The organism is Nostoc sp., from assembly GCF_036917615.1.
In the GTDB taxonomy this organism is placed as follows: Bacteria; Cyanobacteriota; Cyanobacteriia; order Cyanobacteriales; family Nostocaceae; genus Nostoc.
The window spans coordinates 88,340-108,608 of record NZ_JBALCZ010000078.1; the positions used below are offsets into that span (position 1 = coordinate 88,340).

Sequence of the window (20,269 nt, forward strand, 5' to 3'; positions counted from 1 at the left end):
GCCACTCTGCCCACATTTTACCGTTTATATTTTCTGTTGAGACAAATCCATCAAATTTGCCAGCTTGTAAACTACCCGTGCCCCAACATTACCATCCCACTCCGCATCACCGACTTCGCAGATATCAAAGCCAATAATTTTTCTCCCACTATTGACCAATTCCCGGAACAGACAAAAACTTTGCTCTAATTCCAACCCACCTGGAACAGGAGTACCTGTACTCGAACAGAGTTTTGGATCTAGACCATCTGCATCAAAGCTAATGTAAACATACTCAGGTAAATGACTGATGATTTCTCGGCATAAATCAATCCAAGTTGTTCCAGAGTAAAGCTTTTGTTTAATGGCTGGGTCGTAATAAGCAATAATGCGACTATCAGATTGGTCAATCATTTGCACTTCATCATGACTAATATCACGCAAAGCTACTTGCACTAGCTTGGAAATTTGCGGTATTTTCATCGCATTAAACATAATAGACGCATGGGAAAACTCAAATCCCTCATAGGCATCGCGTAAATCTGCGTGGGCATCAATGTGCAAAATGCCATAGTTTGCGTACTTAGCCGCTAAGGCTTGGAAATAACCTAAAGGCGAACTGTGATCTCCACCAATGACTGCAACTCGCTTACCATTGTTAATTGCTTCTTGACAATTTTCAAACAGCCATTGATTAACCTGTTGACAAGCCTGATTAATTTCTCTCAGGACAGGTGTTAAATCTGGTGTATCTGAGAGTTGTTTACCTTGGGCTAATCGCTCGATAATTTTTGCTGCCAAGGCGCGGTAGTATGTGTTCTTCTCTAAAATATCTTGGGGAATTTCCACCATGAAAATCCCCTGCTTCCAACCATCAGGGTTATCGAAATCGAACAAATCCAGTTGAGTCGAAGCATCGAGAATTCGCTGTGGGCCGTTAGCAGTGCCTGCACCATAGGAAACAGTGACTTCCCACGGCACACCAAAGACAATCAAGTTTGCAGACTCATAATCGCAGGGCAAACCTAAGAGATTGCCATTTATTTCACCTACGCCGCTGGGATTGTAGTCTTGTAGTTGATTACTCATCGCGTATCTTCTGGATTTACGTGGATAGACAGCACGCCGCCTAGTGGACATCTGCATTGTAATCAAAATTTTTCACACGCGGTAAACTACAGCGCCTCTATTACTTGGTCGAAATTGCGGCGATACACCTGTTGGGCGTATTTTTGCCACTCTTTGTCTGACGAGTAGGGTGAGCGTTTTAATGTTGCCTGTTGGACGTATGCCATCAATGGGCGACGAAGACACTCATATTTCTCGAAGGCTTTGGCTATAGCTTGCAGATTATCCCAGTTATTCTCCTCGGCAATTTTAGCGATGAGTGTTGTAACTACTAGCGCATCTTCAAATCCTTGATTAACTCCTTGAGCCATGAAGGGAGGCATTCCGTGCGCGGCATCGCCAACTAATACGATTCGCCCTACACTCCAGGCTGGTGGAATTTTGGCAGGATCAGCTTCAGTATTGAGGTCAGTTGGGTTAGAAACTTGTGGAGAACCCGAAATGGTAGCGTGGTGAATATAGTATGGACGCTGCTGCATCTTGGCAGGAGGAGATATACGTACTAATTGCTTGAGCGCATCAGGAAAGCCTGCCTTCTCCAACTCTTGGAGAGCTAAGTCAATTAAAGAACTTTCAGACTTTCCTTGTAACGAGTCTAAAGCCAAAGCAAGATGTATTATGTACCCTAGTTCACCACTTGGTCTGCGAAATAAAATGATCCTGATGTTATTTATACAAACAGAATTTCCACATATTTCATCATTAGTAATTGTTACAAGTGTTGAGTTTTGAAAGAAATCTTCTTCTAGTTTCGTCCACAGTTCCTTTGCTACCTCAGCTATTTCCCAACAAAATATAGCTGCAAACCCAGAGTATTCAGGTCGGGCAAAATCATGGTATTGAGTATCTGTGTAAAGTAGCCTCCGAACTGTAGAATTAATCCCATCTGCTGCAACAATTAGTTTTGCTCTAATCGATTTTGTTGCTAATTGTTGGGGGGCAACATCTGAGTTTTGGGGCTGCGTGTCATTATGTTTCTGCGCCTCTGTCCAATACGCATAGGGGTTGGCTTCTATTCTGGTGTCAGCTACACAATCTATCCGGACACAACCTTTTTCCGGCTCATTCACAACATTAATACAACGGTGATTAGCTTTAACTCTGTCTTGGGGAAGTAGCTGTCTGAGGGTTGTCTGCAAATTGTACCAAGAAATTGACACTCGACCCTCGCCATAATCTTTAAACCAGTCATCGAAACTAAGCGATATTGACTGAATTATCTGCCCCTGTAAATCTTTGTAAGCCCATTGGGGTGAAGTCTTTGTCGGTTGTTGCTCTTGAGTAGGTTCAATAGTTTTCTGGCCATTAGACTGCTTGGGATTTAATAAACCAAGTCCAGTTTTTTTGACTTCTTCGTAAGCGTTAGGATCTAAATATTTCAGAGCTTGTAATCCATTGGGGTAAAGATCCAATGCTTGTCCAATTTCACGAAAGGCGCGAGTTTGATCGACGATAAGCACATTTTCAATACCACGTTTACGTAAGCCAATAGCAGTTGCTAACCCAATTGGGCCAGCGCCAACCACTATAACATCGTAGATTTCCTGAGGAGCAGAAGAGGAAACAACAGAGTCAGCCAAGGTATCAGCTTTAGTTGATGTGTTTGTATGTGTATGAGGACTTGATTTAGTTTCTGGCATATTTATATACAGGAATCTTGGATAGAAGCTGGGCAATTCGACAGTTCGTGTAAAAAGGTGCAAGCTTCGAGTTCAGAGATCAAGCGATCGCATGATTGCTCAATTTTACGACTTAGGAGACAGTTCAAAAGCCATCTGTGAACGATAAAAACAGACATCGAATTCCAAGAAAAATATTCATGCGTCCTAGAAGTAACGGCAGATCATCGGTAAAACTCCAAGCAAATACCAAGCGAACTGGTGCAAAACTGGCTATTTGAGCAGATAAAATTAACCCTTTTGCTTCAACTGTTGCTAAATTTCCAGCCAGTTGCACTGAGGTTGTTAGTTCTTCCCATGCCGCTTCTAACTGAATACCTACACTGTAAGGTAAAACATTAATACTAGCTTTAGTATCTAATAAACCCGAAACGTTAACGACGGAATTTTGATAGCTTAACGTCAGAGGTAATATTGGTACTGCATCAATATCCCCAAACACATCACGATTTTCAATGAAGAGAAATCTTTGTGAATTAAGCATCGTTTACCTGTTTGTCTTCTTCTAGGAGTGCAGCTAGTTTTTTAGCAGCTTCATGAGAATTATAGGGAGACCACACATGATAAGTAACTCCTGGCTGTAACGATAATGCTTCTTCTTCAGTCGCCAGTTCTTGAACTAAAAACTGCATGACCTTGAGTTTATCTGCACGAGATAGCTTGTGTAAGGTTGGGAATAAATCTGCTGCGCTCATATCAAGTTGAAGATAACGACTAAATACTTTTTATATTTTTACAATTACTATAAGGTGGTTACAAAGTTTATGGCGATCGCTATTGGTCAATTCTCAAAAAAGACAGAGCGATGTCTACGATGGTCACTGAGCGAAGTCGTTCGCGCACTTGTGCTGAGCGTAGCCGAAGTAGCGTCTCGTAGAGAAGTGCGAGCTACGCCAACGCCCTTTTTGCTCGACAGTTCGTGTTCAGAGGTGGAGCGATCGCCCTTTTTGCTCGACAGTTGGTGTTCAAAGGTGGAGCGATCGCTCTTTTTGCTCGACAGTTGGTGTTCAGAGGTGGAGTGATCGCTCTTTTTGCTCGACAGTTGGTGTTCAAAGGTGGAACGATCGCTCTTTTTGCTCGACAGTTCGTGTTCGGAGGTGGAACGATCGCTCTTTTTGCTCGACAGTTCGTGTTCAAAGGTGGAACGATCGCTCTTTTTGCTCGACAGTTCGTGTTCAAAGGTGGAGCGATCGCTCTTTTTGCTCGACAGTTGGTGTTCAGAGGTGAAATGATCGCTCTTTTTGCTCGATAGTTAATGTTCAAAGGTGGAGCGATGCCTGCGGCAGGCTGCGCCAACGCTCTTTTGACTCGACAATTGGAGTTTTGATGTTGAATGATGCAGGTTTGAGGTGAAGCGATGTCTTCGACGGGCTACGCCTATGGATCTTTTACACTGCTTACGAGCTAAATTGGCAAATAGTTTGATTTATCTTTCTCTAGCGCCCCGATGCAACCCTTGATACAAGCTAAATTAGTAATTAGCTGAATCTTTATGCTGCGAGTATTTTAGTCAAAACCCTGCCCATGACTAATGAAGAACTGCTGCAAATCATTAAAAAAGCTGCCAGAGACAAAATGACAGAATTAGACCTTTCTGGCAAAGACTTAACGACGCTGCCAGCAGAGATTGGTCAACTCTCCAACCTCATCGAGCTTGATCTCAGGAACAATCAACTGATAATGCTGCCAGCAGAGATTGGTCAACTCTCCAACCTCAGCCTACTTGACCTCAGCTATAATCAACTGACGACGCTGCCAGTAGAGATTAGTCAACTCTCCAACCTCAGCCAGCTTGACTTAACCTACAATCAACTAACGACGCTACCAGCAGAGATTGGTCAACTCTCCAACCTCAGCCTACTTGACCTTAGCTACAATCAACTGACGACGCTACCAGCAGAGATTGATCAACTCTCCAACCTCAGCCTACTTGACCTCAGCTACAATCGACTGACGACGCTGCCAGCAGAGATTGATCAACTCTCCAACCTCAGCCTACTTGACCTCAGCTACAATCGACTGACGACGCTGCCCGCAGAGATTGGTCAATTCTCCAACCTCAGCCAGCTTTCTCTGAGATCCAATCAACTGACGACGCTGCCAGCAGAGATTGCTCAACTCTCTAACCTTAACCAGCTTGATCTGAGATCCAATCAACTGAAGATGCTGCCAGCAGAAATTGGTCAATTCTCCAACCTCAGCCAGCTTTATCTGAGATCCAATCAACTGACGACGCTGCCGGCAGAGATTGGTCAACTCTCCAACCTCAGCCAACTTGATCTGAGATCCAATCAACTGAAGATGCTGCCAGCAGAAATTGGTCAACTCTCCAACCTCAGCCTGCTTGATCTGAGATCCAATCAATTGAAGACGCTACCACCAGTGATTGGTCAACTTACTAACCTCAGCGTCCTTGAATTTATTGGTAATCCCCTAGAATCAGTTCCACCAGAAATCATAACGGGAGGATTGAGAGCAATTCTGAACTTTTGCAGGCAACAGCTAGAACAAGAAAGCGATCGCCTCTACGAAGCCAAGTTACTGATTGTAGGAGAAGGTGGTGCAGGTAAAACTACTCTAGCCAAAAAAATTCAAGACCAGAAATCTACGTTACGGCAAGATGAAATTTCCACCGAAGGTATTGATGTTATTCAATGGAAGTTCTTGCTCGACAATGATAGAGAATTCAGGGTCAATATTTGGGACTTTGGTGGTCAAGAAATTTACCATGCCACCCACCAATTTTTCCTCACGAAACGCTCTCTTTATGCCTTAGTTGCTGATACCCGCACAGAAGACACAGATTTTTACTATTGGCTAAATGTGGTTGAATTGTTGAGCGGTAATAGTCCTTTGCTAATTATAAAAAATGAAAAGCAGGAGCGCAAACGAGAAATCAACGAGCGAGAGTTCCGGCGCGAATTCACCAATTTTAAGGAAACACTGACTACAAATCTTGCCACTAATCGCGGTCTGCTAGAAATCCTGAAAAAAATTAAGCATTATATTAGCAACTTACCACATGTAGGAACAGAACTTCCCAAAACCTGGGTCAAGGTGCGGGAAGCGTTAGAACACGACTCCCGCGAATATATTAGCTTGGAAGAATATTTGAGCATCTGTAATAAACATGGTTTTACTAGACAGGAGGACAAACTCCAACTCAGTGACTATCTGCATGATTTAGGTGTATGCCTTCACTTCCAAGACGATGACTTTTTAAGAAAAACCGTGATTCTTAAGCCCACTTGGGGTACAGATGCCGTTTACAAAGTCTTAGATAATCCACAAGTCATTGAAAAACTGGGTCAATTTGATCGCAATGATTTAAAAAATATCTGGCATGAAGATAAATATACCGATATGCAACCAGAGCTATTGCGGCTAATGATGAAATTTAAACTGTGTTACGAAATTCCTAGTCGTCATGGCACTTATATTGCACCTCAATTACTCTCTGCCAACCAACCTGATTTCTATTGGGATGAATCGAACAACCTAATCCTGCGCTATAAATATGACTTTATGCCGAAAGGTATTCTCACCCGCTTTATCGTCGAAATGCATTTTTTAATTGAACAACAAACCCTCGTTTGGAAAACAGGTGTTGTTCTCAGTAAAGACCAAACCCGTGCCGAAGTGATTGAATATTATCATCAACGAGAAATTAAAGTCCGCGTAGCAGGTAATCGTAAGAAAGAACTGTTAATAGTTATCACCCATGAACTGGAAAAAATCCATAGGTCTTACGAACGTCTGCAATATCAAACACTTGTTCCCTGCAACTGTGAAAGCTGTAAAAATATTCAAATGCCTCATTCCTACCCTCTAAATGTGTTATACAAATCCCTGAACGTGCAAAATTATCAAATCCAGTGTCAGAACAGTTTTTGTATGGTAGATGTCCGCAGACTAATTGACGATGTTTTACCGACGTCACCAAATCCACAAATACCTATATCTGAACCTGTAACCAGAAATAAAGTTTTTATTAGCTATAGTCATCAAGATCTGGAGTGGCTTACCAAACTCCAGAAACACCTCAAACCAATGATTCGCAATCAAAATATGGACGTGTGGGACGATACCAAGATTCAACCCGGTGCTGAGTGGCGCAAAGAAATTGAAAATGCTTTAGCAGCAGCAAAAGTGGCAGTATTGTTGGTTAGCCCAGATTTTTTAGCATCAGACTTTATTGCTGATAATGAGTTACCCCCATTGTTGGATGCGGCTGAAGCCAAAGGACTCACGATTATTTGGATAGCGTTGAGTTTTTGCAGCTATGACGAAACAGAAATTGAAAAGTATCAGTCAGCGCACCCTCCTAATCAACCTTTAGACAGCCTGAACTCAGCACAAGAAAATAAAGCTTGGGTGGATATTTGTAAGAAGATTAAAGCAGCAGTTCCTCGGTAGAAGAACCTCTCCCTGCCTTGAACTAAAGTTCAAGTCTGTCCCTTTGGGAGTCGGAGAGGGACGGTTTTGCGTAGTCAAACCAGGGAGAGGTTTCTTTTGTAAAAGCGATAGCTGCGCCAACGTCTTCTCTACGAGACGCTGCGCGTAGCTTGCTTCCCTGTAAAAGTACGGCGATCGCAGGTAAACTCTTAACTATCGGTTAAAACTTCATCCAAGTCGAAGATAACCTCACTAATTTTCGAGCGTGTATTCTGCCAAGGTGGGAATTTTAACTTCTGTTTTGGCTTGTAAATCGAAGTCATACCACTCGTTACGCCATTGCAGGCGAAACTTCAAACGTGTCCAGTTAGGTGGTAGATTGGGACAGGCAACGGGGCCAAATTGAGTCATCCGAATCCCGCCAAACCCGAAAACTACCGCTTGCCATACTCCTCCAGCACTGGCGGCGTGAATTCCTTCGGCGGCGTTCAGCCTGACATCCTCCAAGTCTACCAAGGCCGATCGCATAAAGTGCATATAGGCTTCGGTTGGTTGATTCAGGTCGCAAGCTAAGATGGCGTGAATGGCTGGGCCTAGTGAAGAACCATAACTGTGGTCGGTGCGTTGGTTGTAATAATTCCAGTTGGTGGCGAGGGTGTTATAGTCGTAGCGTAAACGCGGAGCGTCTTGTCGGCAGACATCGCGCAGTAAGTACAGAAGCATCAATACATCCGGCTGCTTGAGAATCTGCTTTTGGCTTGTGGCTTCAATTCCCAAAAGATTTTGCAGAGATTTGCTGCGCGGTTCGTAATCAGCGAGGTTAACATCTTCTAGCTGGAAAAAGCCTTCAAACTGCTCAATTAAACCTGTTTGGGCATCTTCATTCACAAATAGACGCTGTTGAATTTCCATCCATCGGTGCAGACGCTCTGTGGTTAAGTTGAGTTTTTGCCCCAGTTGTGCCGAGGTTTCAGGGTAAGCTTGTTTGAGCCAGTCCCACAGCGCCAAAGCTGACTGCAAATGCCACTGTACCATGACATTGGTGAAGGCATTATTATCGACGCGATCGTGATTTTCATCAGGGCCAATCACGTCTAGGATGTCGTAGCTGTGGCGCTCTTGGTTCCACTGCACGCGACTTTCCCAGAAAACAGCCGTATCAAGGATAATTTCCGCGCCATAATCCCGCATCCAATCATCATCGTTGGTAGTTTGCCAGTAGTGTAAAATTGCATAGGCGACATCTGCGGTAATATGCACTTCAATGTCACCGCACCAGATGCGGACTAATTCACCGTTAGGAGCTGGTACCCAGCGAGGAGTCACTTCATCACCAGTGGTAGCACTTTCCCAAGCAAACATCGCTCCTTGATAACCTGCTTCTTGAGCTTTGCGTCTAGCTCCTGGTAAGGTGTGGTAGCGGTAGGTGAGCAAGTTACGCGCTAGGGCTGGTTGAGTTAAGGTGAGGAAAGGAAGGATGAATATTTCCGTATCCCAAAAGATGTGTCCGCTATAGGCAAAACCGGAGAGGGTTTTCGGAGGGATGCTGACTCGGCTATCGTGACGCGGTGTGACAGCTAGTAATTGGAAAAGATTGTAACGGACGCTTAACTGAGCCAAGCGATCGCCTTCTATAATAATGTCACTGTCTTGCCATACTTGATCCCATGCAGCAATGTGAGCTGCCAATAGGGTAGTATATCTGGGTTCATCAGCGAGTCTTTCTAAGGCGGCTGCAACGGGGATTTCTGTCTCTCGTGAAGTAAACAGGGTGACAATCTTTTCGACAGTCGCCGTTTTTCCTGGATATAACTCAAAGATGGTTGTCAAAGTGGGAGAACTAGAAGCATTTTCGATGCACACGGGTGTAGTCTCATCACCATCTACCACTAACTTAGCTGCCATCCCAAGTTGAATATCTGAGTGGAGAGTTTGACTATTTAGCCAGATAATCTGATCTATGCCACCTTGGTTTAAGGTTCGCCAATGTTTGACGCCTTGAGTATCTGGTTCGCTGTCAAATCCTGCTTCGATGGTAATTTCACCCTCAAAGTCTACGGATGTAATTTGAGCGCGAATCGCCAAAACATGTTGATCTGCTAAACTGGTGAAACGCTCGAAGTGAAAATCTAGGGTATGACCACTAGGACTACGCCACCGCACATCACGGCTAACTAAGCCTAAGCGCAGGTCGAGCCGACGTTCATACTTGAGAATCTTACCACTGTCCATGCGAAAGCGTTCGCGTAGCGTCTCCGTAGGAGATTCGCCTGCTACTTTCACCATCAATGGCAGCCAGTTAGGACAGTTTACAAGTTCAGTATTAGTAATTATCACATCATCATAAACACCGTGGATGAGTGTAGCTGGAAAATCCTCGGAATATCCTTCTTCAAACGTACCCCGCACTCCTAATAATCCATTACCAAGAGTGAAGACGGTTTCTTTGTGATGTAACTGCGTCGGATCAAACTCCGTTTCAATAACGTTCCAGTCAGTAGTGTAAATCAGTTGTTGATTTTGTTGAGAATTGTGAGTGGATACGTTGATCATGAGTAATAAAACCTATGTCTTAGGGCTAGTTGTGAGCAGGATACAGTAAAATTACGAGCATTAAGTGATTAACTTCTTTTCTCTAGTGCCTAAACTTGAATATTGCCTAACCACCAAAATAAAGACGTTTTAAATAACAATAACGTTTCCCATTTCATCTGTCTACAGGCATATTTATTTATGAACGCCAGTTATAACTCATAAATCTCAGCTAGCTACGAATTGATTCAGCTTTTCATAAATTTATTTCATATTTATCAGCCTCACAATCCGATTCATTGCGCTGATAAACAGGCAATGTTCGCTGAAATTATTTTTGTATTTTTGTTTTTTATTTTTAATTTATCGGACTTACGCATCAAGTACGAAATGTAGGGGCAATACCCTGCCCATTGGTGTCAACTTAAGCCAAAACCCCTTTCAAACCTCGCTTCTAACCTCCGGCTGGAAATGCTGTTCATTGGGCTGCTGCCGCGAGTATATTTTTGAATGAGTGACTTTTGGCTTTTGACTTCCGCCTTGCGGTACTAGCCCCTTTGAAGATCGCAATATTTGGCTGGTGAAATCTACAGGTGCAGTTAACTGATGTTTTGTTCTTTTGCCAGAAGTGGTATATTGGCACTTGACCCGACCGAGTATAAACTATGCATAAGCCCACAGGACAGCGAAGTCGAGGTATTGTACTCAGTACTATAGGACAATCAGGGGGAGCAGAGGGAGTGGGCAGATGAACAAAAATACTGGGCAAGGTAGTGTTTTTTCCCTAATTAAAGGCGTACCCCTAAGTCGCATCCTGGTAGCGTTGTTTTTGCTGCAAATCTTGTTAGCTGTGGGATTGACTGCATACTTATCAATTGGTAACGGACAAAAAGCAGTCAATGAGGTAGCTAGCGAATTGCGTCGTGAAGTCGCCAATCGAGTCGAGCAGAATTTACAGACTTATCTTTCAACCCCGCGTCAGGTACTACGCAGTAACCAAAATCTCATTGATATGGGATTGCTGAAGATAGAGAATCTTGCAACCTGGGAGTCATACTTAATCGAGCAGTTAAAGATTTTTCCAGATGCGTTGGGCTTAACGGCAAGCAATCAACAGCAAGAATACCTAGCAGTCCAGAAGCTCAACGATCGCCAATTTTTGCTCAGAAAAGCCGGAAAGTCAACTGGGTACGACCTCTACACCTACAGAATTGACTCTCAAGGTCAACGCACCCAACTACCAGAAGTAATTAAAAACTATGATGCGCGATCGCGTCCTGATTATCAAACAGCAGTTAGCGCCAGAAAATTCAGCTTTAGTCAAATTTATACACCCCTCACCGAACCAACCCTCCTGATTAGTGCTTCTCTTCCTATATATAACTCCCAAGGTGAGTTACTCGGAGTCAACAGCACTCTAACTCACCTATCACAAATTGGGGATTTGCTGCAAAATATCAAAGTTGGCAAGTCGGGGCAAATTTTTATTATCGAGCGATCGGGGCTATTAGTAGCAAGTTCCACAACCGAAGAACCATTCCGCTTCCAAAATGGTAAACCGATTAGGTTGGCAGCTTCCCAGAGCGGGAATGTCTTGACTCAAGCAACCGCTAAATATTTAGCAACTAAATTTAGTAACTTTGACCAAATTCAAAGTTTACAGCAACTAGATTTCTCCTTTAACGGCAAACGACAATTTTTAGAAGTTAGACCCTTACAGGGCGAACCAAATATCAACTGGTTAATTGTGGTGGCTGTCCCAGAAGCAGACTTTATGGGACAAATTGATCGCCACACTCAAACGATAATTTTTCTCTGTCTGGGAGCATTAGGACTAGCTACTATACTAGGGATTCTCACCGCCCGTTGGATAACTCAACCAATTCTCTATTTCAGCACGGCGACAAAAGATTTAGCCAATTTTACCAATGGCGAAGATTCAGTGCTGAAAGTACGGGGTATTAAGGAACTAGAGGTGCTGGGTGGATCTTTCAACGAGATGGCGCAGCAGTTACGCCAAACCTTTACTGCACTGGCTAACAAAAATCAAGAGTTAGAATTGCAACTTCAGCAGCGAACTCAAGAATTACAGCAAGAGATTCAAGAACACATCAACAGTGAGCGAAGACTGGGCCAGCATAGTCGGGTACTAGCAGAACTGGCAAATCACAAAGCGGTTTTTGAAGGAAATCTGGAAAAAGCATTCAAAGTGATCACAGAAAAAGCAGCGAATGCTTTAGAAGTAGAGCGAGTGAGTGTGTGGTTATTCAATAGCGATGCCTACGGCGGGCTGCGCCAACACACCAAACTACAATGTATAAATCTCTATGAACTTAGCAAACAGAGACATTCGGCAGGTTTAGAACGCAACCTTGCAGATTATTTGGTCTACTTTAGAGCTTTGGCATCTGCCCGTACCATCGCCGTCAGCGATACTCGCACCGATCCACGGGTACAAGAATTATGGGATGAACTGCTAGAACCAAAGAATATTGTATCCCTAATTGATACCTCCATTTGGGTTGGGGGCGAAGTGGTGGGAACGGTATTGTATGAGCAGGTTGGTATTTCCCGAAAATGGGAACTGAGTGAGCAAAACTTCGTTAGCTCAATCGCGGAATTTGTCGCCCTGACTTTAGAAGTATGCGATCGCAAACGAGCAGAATCCGCTCTGCGTGAGGCTAAAGAAGCTGCCGAAGTGGCAAATCGTGCCAAAAGTACCTTTTTAGGAAACATCAGCCATGAGTTGAGGAATCCCTTAAACTCCATTCTTGGAATTACAGAAGCATTCCAATATCAAGTGTACGGCCCTATGAGTGAAGAACAGCGCCAGTCCCTAAATATCCTCGAATCCAGCGGTAAGAACCTACTAGAAATGATTAATCAGATCCTTGAGTTTACCGACACCGAATCCAGCAAGATAGAACTGCAATTAGCTGCTACTTCGATTCGGGGATTATGTGACTCCAGCCTAAGTTTTGTCAAACATCTGGCATTCCAGAAAAATATCCGTTTGAGGGCACAAATACCTGAAGAACTCGAACCGATCCAAGTCGATGAACGCCGCATCCGCCAAGTATTTATCAACCTGTTGACTAACGCTATCAAGTTTACTAAAGAAGGGGGTGAAGTCTGGATTGAAGTCCAGCCAAATTCCACAAATGAATATATCTTTTTTAGCGTGGTAGATACTGGTATTGGTATGCTTTCCGATGACCTTTTCAAATTATTTCAACCTTTTGTGCAGGTTGAAAATTCCTCTATCGGTCGTTCCCCAGGCACTGGTTTAGGATTAGTGATGGTACAAAAAATTGTAGAGTTGCATGGTGGGACTGTCCATGCCGAAAGTCAGTTAGGCAAAGGTAGTCGATTTACAGTCAAACTCCCTTGGAAAAAGCTTGGGGATTGGGAAGTTAAAATTAATTATTAATTCATCGCCCTGATCATTGTACCTCACTGCGTAAATAGAGTAACCATTTAAAAACTCTAAAAATCCTATTCCATAATCCTTTTGAATGAGTGACTTTTGACTTCCCCGTACTCCTACGGAGAAGCAAGCTACGCGTAGCGTCTCCAAGAGTTGGGGCTGACTTCCGCCTTGCGGTACTAGCCCTTTTTGTCCCCCCTCAAGATTACCAAGACTTTGCGATCGAATTCCTCTTGGTCAGTCAAGATTTGAAAAATTCTATCCACTTTAGTGAGTTCAAACAACATCCTGACTTGAGCGCTAATAGAACAGAGAAAAAGTTTACCATTAGCATTTTGCACCATTTGCATTATTGAGACTAAAGCACCTAAACCAGTGCTATCGATCAGCTTTATTTCTTTCATGTCAAGCAAAAAAATATTGGTTCCATTTGCCAGAAGTCCACTAAGTTCACGATATAGTTCATTACCTCTAGTCTTATCTAAAATTCCCGACAATTGTAGTACCGTTACGCTCAGTTTCATGGTTTTTTACTATTATTTTTATTTGACTTTGGAAGTATGCGATCGCCAATGAGCAGAATTCTCTTTTCATTTATTTGAAACACAATCCTCTATAGGATTGCCCAGCTAGTTATGCTACCCTAGCTTATATTTTAATTACCTGAAAATTGCTATAAATTGGCATCAAAGAACATACTTTAAATACAGATAACACTATGCAGTTTTAGGGTTATTACTGGCTGGTTCCTCTGAAGTCGCCTTTAAGCGTGTTGCTGTGCTTTTGCGGATGCGATCGCTTTTGCGAACAGCACCCGCCATCTCATATTCACGGCTATCTTTGCCGTATTTGAAAGCAACTCCAATCAGCATTTTCTCAGTGATATCACTTAAATTTTTGTCCAATTCATTCATCTCAGTTCTACAAGAGTCAATCACAGCTAGAGCAGTATTATAAGCATCTATTTTGCTCCGGTACTGCTCAATTAGTTGTGTCATGTTTTGCAAGTTGCGAGCATCCCCAAAATCCATACTGGGATCAATTGCTTTAAGTCCCGCCGCTCTTAATTCAGCTTTTTCTAAAACGCGGTATGTACGTTTTTGACCAGACATAAATGTATCCTTTCATTATGCTTTAGAGCTAGTTTGCCTTACTAAAGCTATATTTTAGTTCAGTAAAATCCTCATAAATTAGTATCTGAGATAACGTAGATATGAGCATCTACCGTAAAAATCATGGTTTTGTTGATGAAAATTATGATTTTGTTGATGAAAATCATGATTTTGTTGATGAAAATTGTAATTTTGTTGATGAAAATTGTAATTTTGTTGATGAAAATCGTGATTTTGTTGATAAAAATCATGATTTTGTTGATGAAAATTATAATTTTATATTTAGAGCCAGTAGGGTGCGTTACGGCTTTAGCCTAACCCACCGCCAGACACTCAAAAAGAGTAGATATCACAGGTAGTGTGTATAAAAAGCAATACTGAAATTTCTAAATACTCAAAACACTCAGCTAACTCTAAATTTATTAACTTGGTAGCGGAATTTAAAACAAAAGCGGTGTGTTAAGAAGTAAATATCGCGCTTCTCGTTTGTATGCAATACACTTTCACCTCTCTCCTTTTAGGAGAGAGGCTTTGAATCCTACCCCCCTTCCCTAGTAGGGAAGGGGCTGGGGGTTAGGTCTGTATTGGACTTAACCGAGAAGCGCTATAGGATACACATAGTCAAGGCAGCACATGGAACCTTTAACTACTGCGGCGATCGCTTAAACAAATGTTGATTTTTATCTTTCGATGACCTTATTACCTGCGATCAGTTTTTTATTGAGTGCGATCGCTTAGATTAGAACTGTCAAAATTAGTTAGGATATCTACTGATAAAGGCTGATTAACCTGATTATCCCCGTAAATGCGTACTCCTGCACAGAAGCAAGCTACGTGCCAAGAGTTGCAGCTTGTGAGTAGACAATGATTGCCACCAAAGAAGGGAATGCCGTTGATTTACCTGATAACATCCCTGATCTGATGCTGGCATATCTCAACGAACCTAACTGCGATCGCTGGGAAACTGAACCAGATAACCTTACTGTTCAACTTGTGCAAATCTAAACAATACGAAGACACTATAAGTAGATTTGTAACAGCAGGAATCATTGACAACCTAAGTATATACGCAATACAATTATTGTAATAGAACCTAAGATAGAGTTAATTAAAATCATTTGCCCAGAGAATAAAGACAAGCAATATTAAAGATAATTTGGATAAAACAAATGAACACCAAAATTATTGCTTTGTTGGGAATTACGGCAGCCTTTGCAAGCTTAGGAAGCCCAGTATACGCCCAGTCACCAGCATCAATCTCAAATCGAGAACAATATAGATTAACTGGTGATTCCCTAATTGGAATTGATCAAAGAACAGCCCAAGATGACTTTGGAAGCTTTTTTGAGCGAACTAATCCAGCAAGCATCTCCAACAATAATAGAAGAGGTAATAAAACTCCAGTCCAACTCCGCTTTAACGAATCATTATCACTGCCAGACACTTCTGTTTTCTTAACACCAGCTCAGTCTGGGAATGAAAATGATGGATTGCAAGTGCAATTAGATATACAAAGAAAATAATCAGGTATAAAGGTTGAGGCTATAGTTTAAAGTGTAGATGCCTTATTTGCCTGATCATCAACAGTCCATGTGCGGGACGCACCTCAGCATGACTAAAAACACCTTTATTAGGAAATATTGTTAATACAAGGGCGGTTTTTGCTGATCATCTTGCCTCCCCTACGAGAATAGAGTTTTGCAACTGATTCAATCGGCGTTCCGGAGTCGATAATTCTGCAATCATTTTGCAGTAGAATTAATCGTCAAGATAGAGGAGGGCTTTGAGATGACTCGTGTCATCATTGTGCGCCACGGTCAAAGTGGTTATAATACCGAGCGGCGTATCCAAGGGCGCACTGATGCGTCAACATTAACCGAAAAAGGTGGTAACGATGCCAGTAAAGTAGGCAAAGCCCTCAATAATATTTTATTTAATGCGATTTACAGCAGTCCCTTGCAACGAGCGAAACACACAGCAGATATTATCCATAATGAGTTAGCTACTCATCCTGAACAATCTGCTGTCATCCAAGTTTCTGATTTGCTGCTGGAAATTGACTTACCTTTATGGGAAGGACTGCTGACTGCCGAAGTCAAGCAGAAATTTGCCGAAGATTACCGCACTTGGCACGAACGCCCCGACGAACTGCGGATGCTGCTTAATGATACAGAGGGAACAAGAGAACATTTTCCCGTTCTTGCTTTATACGAACAAGCACGGCAGTTTTGGCAAGAAATTTTGTCTCACCATCAAGGCGAAACTATTCTCATCGTGGGACATAACGGAATTAATCGCGCCCTGATTAGCACAGCGCTATCCATCCCTCCAAGTCGCTACCATTCAATACAGCAATCTAACTGTGGCATCACCGTACTAAATTTTGCTGGGGGATTGGGCGAACCAGTCCAGCTAGAATCTTTAAATCAGACGCAACACACCGGAGAATCTCTACCCTCATTGCGCCCAGATCATCAAGGAGTACGGTTATTATTGGTGCGTCATGGTGAAACCGATTGGAATCGCCAAACCAGGTTTCAAGGGCAAATTGATGTCCCTCTCAACGACAACGGTAGACAACAGTCGCAAAAAGCAGGCGCATTTCTGCAAGAGGTAGCGATTGATTTTGCCGTAAGTAGCACAATGCTACGTCCTAAAGAAACAGCAGAGATTATCTTAAAACACCATCCTAATGTAAAGTTAGAATTGCAAGATGGTTTAAGAGAAATCAGCCACGGACTCTGGGAAGGGAAATTAGAAATAGAGATAGAGCAAGAGTTTCCGGGAGAATTGCAGCGCTGGCGGTTAGTGCCAGCCCAAGTGCAAATGCCTGAAGGGGAAAACTTGCAACAAGTGTGGGAACGTAGCATTGCAGCTTGGCAATCGATTTTGCAAGCCGCATCAACCAATCAATTCAAAACTGTATTAGTAGTAGCTCATGATGCTACTAACAAAACATTGCTTTGTCACATTCTGGGTTTATCGCTGGAAAATTTCTGGAGTTTTCGCCAGGGTAATGGCGCAGTCAGTGTTATCGATTACCCCTGTGGAATCGATGGTTTACCAGTATTGCAAGCGATGAACATCACTACTCACTTGGGTGGAGGCGTACTAGATAAAACAGCAGCAGGGGCATTGTAATAAAGTTAGGAGTTAGGAGTGAAGAATAAAGTTAGGAGTTAGGAGTTAAAAGTGAAGAATAAAGTTAGGAGTGAGGAATAAAGTTAAGAGTGAAGAATAAAGTTAAGAGTGAAAAGTTAGAAGTGACGAATAAAGTTAGAAGTGATGAGCGAGGAACAAATAACTCCTAACTCCTAACTCCTAACTCCTAACTAAAAACTTTTATGACTGAACTGCTGCAACAAGTACGGGTGATTGACCCAGTTTCTGAAATCGACGGACTGTTTGATGTGCTGATTGCTGATGGTTATATCCAAGCAATGGCTTCGCGCATTTCTGATATCAGTTCCGATACTCAAATCAGAGATTGTCAGGGATTAGTTCTCGGGCCTGGGTTAGTGGATTTGTATAGCCACTCTGGTGAACCAGGGTTTGAAGAACGGGAAACCCTCTTGTCTGTTTTACAAGCTGCTGCTGCTGGTGGCTTTACCAGAGTTAACATTTTACCCGATACATCCCCAGTTATTGATAACCCTGCGCTTGTGGCACAGTTGCAGCAGAGGAGAGAGGGACAAGGGAAACAAGGGGGACAAGGGGGCAATTTTTCTCCCTTGTCTCCCCCCTCTCCCTTATCTTCTCCTCTCCCCCTGCTTCATCTCTGGGGTGCTATCACCCTAGATGTTGCTGGGAAACAAATGACGGAATTGGCAGATTTAGCGTCGGCTGGAGTTGTTGGTTTTACGGATGGTAAGCCCTTAGAAAATTTGGCGCTGGTGCGGGGAGTGTTAGAGTATCTCCAGCCGTTAGGTAAACCAGTAGCATTTTGGCCTAGCGATCGCCAATTAGCAGCAAATGGTGTAATGAGAGAAGGGCCAGATGCTCTGCGTTTCGGTTTACCCCCAATACCCGCCAGCGCTGAAACTACTGCGATCGCAGCTTTGTTAGAATTGGTTGCAACCATAGGTACACCAGTCCATATCATGCGTGTCTCCACATCTCGCAGCGTGGAATTAATCGCCTCAGCCAAGGCTGCTGGTTTACCCATCACCGCCAGCACCACCTGGATGCACCTTTTACTTGATACAAAATCAGTAAAGAGTTATAACACTAGCTTGCATTTAGACCCGCCTTTAGGTAATCCTCGTGATGTAGCGGCGTTGCGTGCAGGGGTACGTGCGGGTGTGATAGATGCGATCGCTATTGATCACACACCCTACAGCTACGAAGAAAAAGTCCAAGCTTTTGCCGAAGCACCTCCAGGAGCAATTGGTTTCGAGTTAGCATTACCCTTGCTGTGGCAGTATCTCGTTGAAACTGAGGAATTTACAGCTTTAGAATTATGGCGGGCATTGAGTAGCAGTCCAGCGGAGTGTTTGGGGCAAAAAGTCAGTGCGATGCCTGCGGCGGGCGGAGCCATCGTACCTGATCAACCAGCGGAACTTACTTTATTTGATCCCCAGCAAACCTGGAAAGTCGAACGGAAAAGTCTTTATACACTTTCACAAAATACACCTTGGTTAGGACAACAGTTGAAGGGTCATGTTGTGCAAACCTGGTGTTGAAAAATGCAAAACACTCTGAGATTCATAACATTTTACAGAGGTACTAAGTAAGTCGGCGATAAAAATTCAACAGATCTCTTGCAAAAATCCCTAACACCCCACCCCCAACCCCTCCCTTGAAACACTCTTTTTTGGGTTTTGCTTACTAAAGCGCACCTACACCTAAATCTGACTCCAATTCATGCTGAATTCTGACAGATGACACCTTTCTTCTTTTTTGTTAAACTTCTCTACCGCCTGTATGTGAGGAAGTCAACGTCAATAGATAGCCGTCTGGCCCGGTCAAGGTAAATGAACTGTGGATTCTACCTATTTCAATCTCAGAAACAGTCAGTCCCCACTTCCTAAAAGTCTCTCTGGTGACGGAAACATCATCTACCATCAGATCAAAAGGCGCATTCATTCCAGGAGCGATCGCCTCTGAACTTGTTCTCAAAACTAAGTGCGTTCCTCCCCGTAATTCTAAAACAGCTAATTGTTCTGATTGGACGATCGGCCGCAGTCCTATCTTGATGAAAAAATCGTTAGCCTCCGGTACATTACTCACATATAATCTCACATGACCAATCGCCACAGGGGGACGGGTATCCTTTTCTTTTGCAATAGTTTCTGGTAGTGACATAGGTTTAATCCAAAAATATTTAGTTACCGTTCAATTCTGTTGACTTCAGTAAGTTTGCCATCTCCCAAATCAGCTTGATCAAATTCAGCAGTTCTGGGCAAATTTATCTCAACATTTGATAGAGTATCAACTTCTACTTTAGCATTTTGAAATTGTCCATCTAAAATATGTCCTCCAGTTTTGCGATTTGCAGTTATGAAATGAAAGTGATAGCCATTAACATTTACTCCTTGCATATATTTAGGTGTCCGAAAACCCACTAAAGTACCATTAACGTTCCTTAACTCAAAAATTGATTGTTCTTTAAGCGCCTCTACCAAAGGACGATAGGGTGGGGTTTGTTTGGGAACTGTTCTAAATTTGAGATAAGGAAAATTACCTTGAATACGAATAGCATAAGGATAATTTTTAGTTGGTAAGTGCTGATCTAAGGACTGTTGCAATTGCTGATAATTAATTTGCCCTTCTAGATTAATTAATCTTTGTGGTTTAAAAAAGGTGACTGTAGCAAAAGGGCTTGTCATCGAATCAGGAATGACATAGGCAACTCCATCAGCTTTTATATGGTAAAAATTGCCATCTAATCCAATCATTTCTCCATCAAGAGAATTTACTGTTCCTAAGAGCTGATTCGTAAAGAAAATCTAAAGAGAATTAAGTCTCGCTTTACTCAGGTTATAGGCTAAACCGAGAGCAGTTATGTTATTGTCGAT

16 protein-coding genes and 1 pseudogene are annotated in these 20,269 nt (G+C 42.8%); 8 read left to right on the plus strand and 9 right to left on the minus strand.

All coding sequences use genetic code 11. The annotated features are described in order from the left end of the window. Positions 1–24: 24 nt before the first annotated feature. From speB to V7K85_RS28665, 4 genes and pseudogenes are all read right to left on the minus strand, one after another. A complete protein-coding gene (gene speB, locus V7K85_RS28650; RefSeq protein ID WP_334818852.1) occupies positions 25–1,068 on the minus strand; it encodes an agmatinase SpeB in 1,044 nt (347 codons plus the stop codon). Positions 1,069–1,154: 86 nt separating this feature from the next. Next, positions 1,155–2,747 carry an FAD-dependent oxidoreductase gene (locus V7K85_RS28655; protein WP_334818853.1) on the minus strand — a complete coding sequence of 531 codons (1,593 nt, stop codon included), beginning with the start codon at positions 2,745–2,747 and terminating at the stop codon, positions 1,155–1,157. 105 nt (positions 2,748–2,852) lie between these two features. Then, positions 2,853–3,270 (minus strand): annotated as a pseudogene (locus tag V7K85_RS28660) (retroviral-like aspartic protease). After that, positions 3,263–3,481 carry a hypothetical protein gene (locus tag V7K85_RS28665; RefSeq protein WP_334818855.1) on the minus strand — a complete coding sequence of 73 codons (219 nt, stop codon included), beginning with the start codon at positions 3,479–3,481 and terminating at the stop codon, positions 3,263–3,265. The pseudogene V7K85_RS28660 and the gene V7K85_RS28665 overlap by 8 nt, the downstream one beginning before the upstream one ends. A 224-nt stretch (positions 3,482–3,705) precedes the next feature. Between V7K85_RS28665 and V7K85_RS28670 the strand changes: the two genes are divergently transcribed. Both V7K85_RS28670 and V7K85_RS28675 read left to right on the plus strand, forming a co-directional pair. Continuing rightward, a complete protein-coding gene (locus V7K85_RS28670) occupies positions 3,706–4,038 on the plus strand; it encodes a hypothetical protein (RefSeq protein WP_334818856.1) in 333 nt (110 codons plus the stop codon). A 272-nt stretch (positions 4,039–4,310) separates the two neighbouring features. Next, positions 4,311–7,202: a COR domain-containing protein gene (locus V7K85_RS28675; protein ID WP_334818858.1), complete on the plus strand. Its 2,892-nt coding sequence runs from the start codon at positions 4,311–4,313 to the stop codon at positions 7,200–7,202. A gap of 231 nt (positions 7,203–7,433) precedes the next feature. On the opposite strand, the gene V7K85_RS28680 is transcribed toward V7K85_RS28675, so the two are convergent. Continuing rightward, positions 7,434–9,734, minus strand: a complete 2,301-nt coding sequence (locus V7K85_RS28680; protein ID WP_334818860.1) for a glycoside hydrolase family 65 protein — start codon at positions 9,732–9,734, stop codon at positions 7,434–7,436. A gap of 727 nt (positions 9,735–10,461) precedes the next feature. Between V7K85_RS28680 and V7K85_RS28685 the strand changes: the two genes are divergently transcribed. Then, positions 10,462–13,143: an ATP-binding protein gene (locus V7K85_RS28685; RefSeq protein WP_334818861.1), complete on the plus strand. Its 2,682-nt coding sequence runs from the start codon at positions 10,462–10,464 to the stop codon at positions 13,141–13,143. Between the two features lie 176 nt (positions 13,144–13,319). On the opposite strand, the gene V7K85_RS28690 is transcribed toward V7K85_RS28685, so the two are convergent. Beyond that, on the minus strand, positions 13,320–13,664 hold the full coding sequence (locus tag V7K85_RS28690) for an STAS domain-containing protein (protein WP_334818863.1): 345 nt from the start codon (positions 13,662–13,664) through the stop codon (positions 13,320–13,322). Positions 13,665–13,856: 192 nt separating this feature from the next. Next, positions 13,857–14,252 carry a hypothetical protein gene (locus V7K85_RS28695; protein WP_334818865.1) on the minus strand — a complete coding sequence of 132 codons (396 nt, stop codon included), beginning with the start codon at positions 14,250–14,252 and terminating at the stop codon, positions 13,857–13,859. Positions 14,253–14,353: 101 nt separating this feature from the next. Here V7K85_RS28695 and V7K85_RS28700 point away from each other — a divergent pair, with 101 nt between their 5' ends. From V7K85_RS28700 to V7K85_RS28720, 5 genes are all read left to right on the plus strand, one after another. Continuing rightward, positions 14,354–14,611, plus strand: a complete 258-nt coding sequence (locus V7K85_RS28700; RefSeq protein ID WP_334818867.1) for a hypothetical protein — start codon at positions 14,354–14,356, stop codon at positions 14,609–14,611. A gap of 505 nt (positions 14,612–15,116) precedes the next feature. Continuing rightward, positions 15,117–15,257 (plus strand): hypothetical protein, encoded by a 141-nt coding sequence (locus V7K85_RS28705; RefSeq protein ID WP_334818869.1) that lies wholly within the window; start codon positions 15,117–15,119, stop codon positions 15,255–15,257. A gap of 164 nt (positions 15,258–15,421) precedes the next feature. Continuing rightward, a complete protein-coding gene (locus V7K85_RS28710) occupies positions 15,422–15,775 on the plus strand; it encodes a hypothetical protein (protein ID WP_334818871.1) in 354 nt (117 codons plus the stop codon). Positions 15,776–16,040: 265 nt separating this feature from the next. Further along, on the plus strand, positions 16,041–17,393 hold the full coding sequence (locus V7K85_RS28715; RefSeq protein WP_334818873.1) for a histidine phosphatase family protein: 1,353 nt from the start codon (positions 16,041–16,043) through the stop codon (positions 17,391–17,393). A gap of 203 nt (positions 17,394–17,596) precedes the next feature. Then, positions 17,597–18,934 carry a dihydroorotase gene (locus V7K85_RS28720; RefSeq protein ID WP_334818875.1) on the plus strand — a complete coding sequence of 446 codons (1,338 nt, stop codon included), beginning with the start codon at positions 17,597–17,599 and terminating at the stop codon, positions 18,932–18,934. A gap of 220 nt (positions 18,935–19,154) precedes the next feature. Here the strand turns inward: V7K85_RS28720 and V7K85_RS28725 are convergent, their stop codons facing one another. Both V7K85_RS28725 and budA read right to left on the minus strand, forming a co-directional pair. Further along, positions 19,155–19,556 carry a VOC family protein gene (locus V7K85_RS28725; protein WP_334818876.1) on the minus strand — a complete coding sequence of 134 codons (402 nt, stop codon included), beginning with the start codon at positions 19,554–19,556 and terminating at the stop codon, positions 19,155–19,157. 23 nt (positions 19,557–19,579) lie between these two features. Further along, entirely contained in the window at positions 19,580–20,200 is a 621-nt protein-coding gene (gene budA, locus V7K85_RS28730) for an acetolactate decarboxylase (RefSeq protein ID WP_334818895.1), read from the minus strand. Positions 20,201–20,269 lie beyond the last annotated feature (69 nt).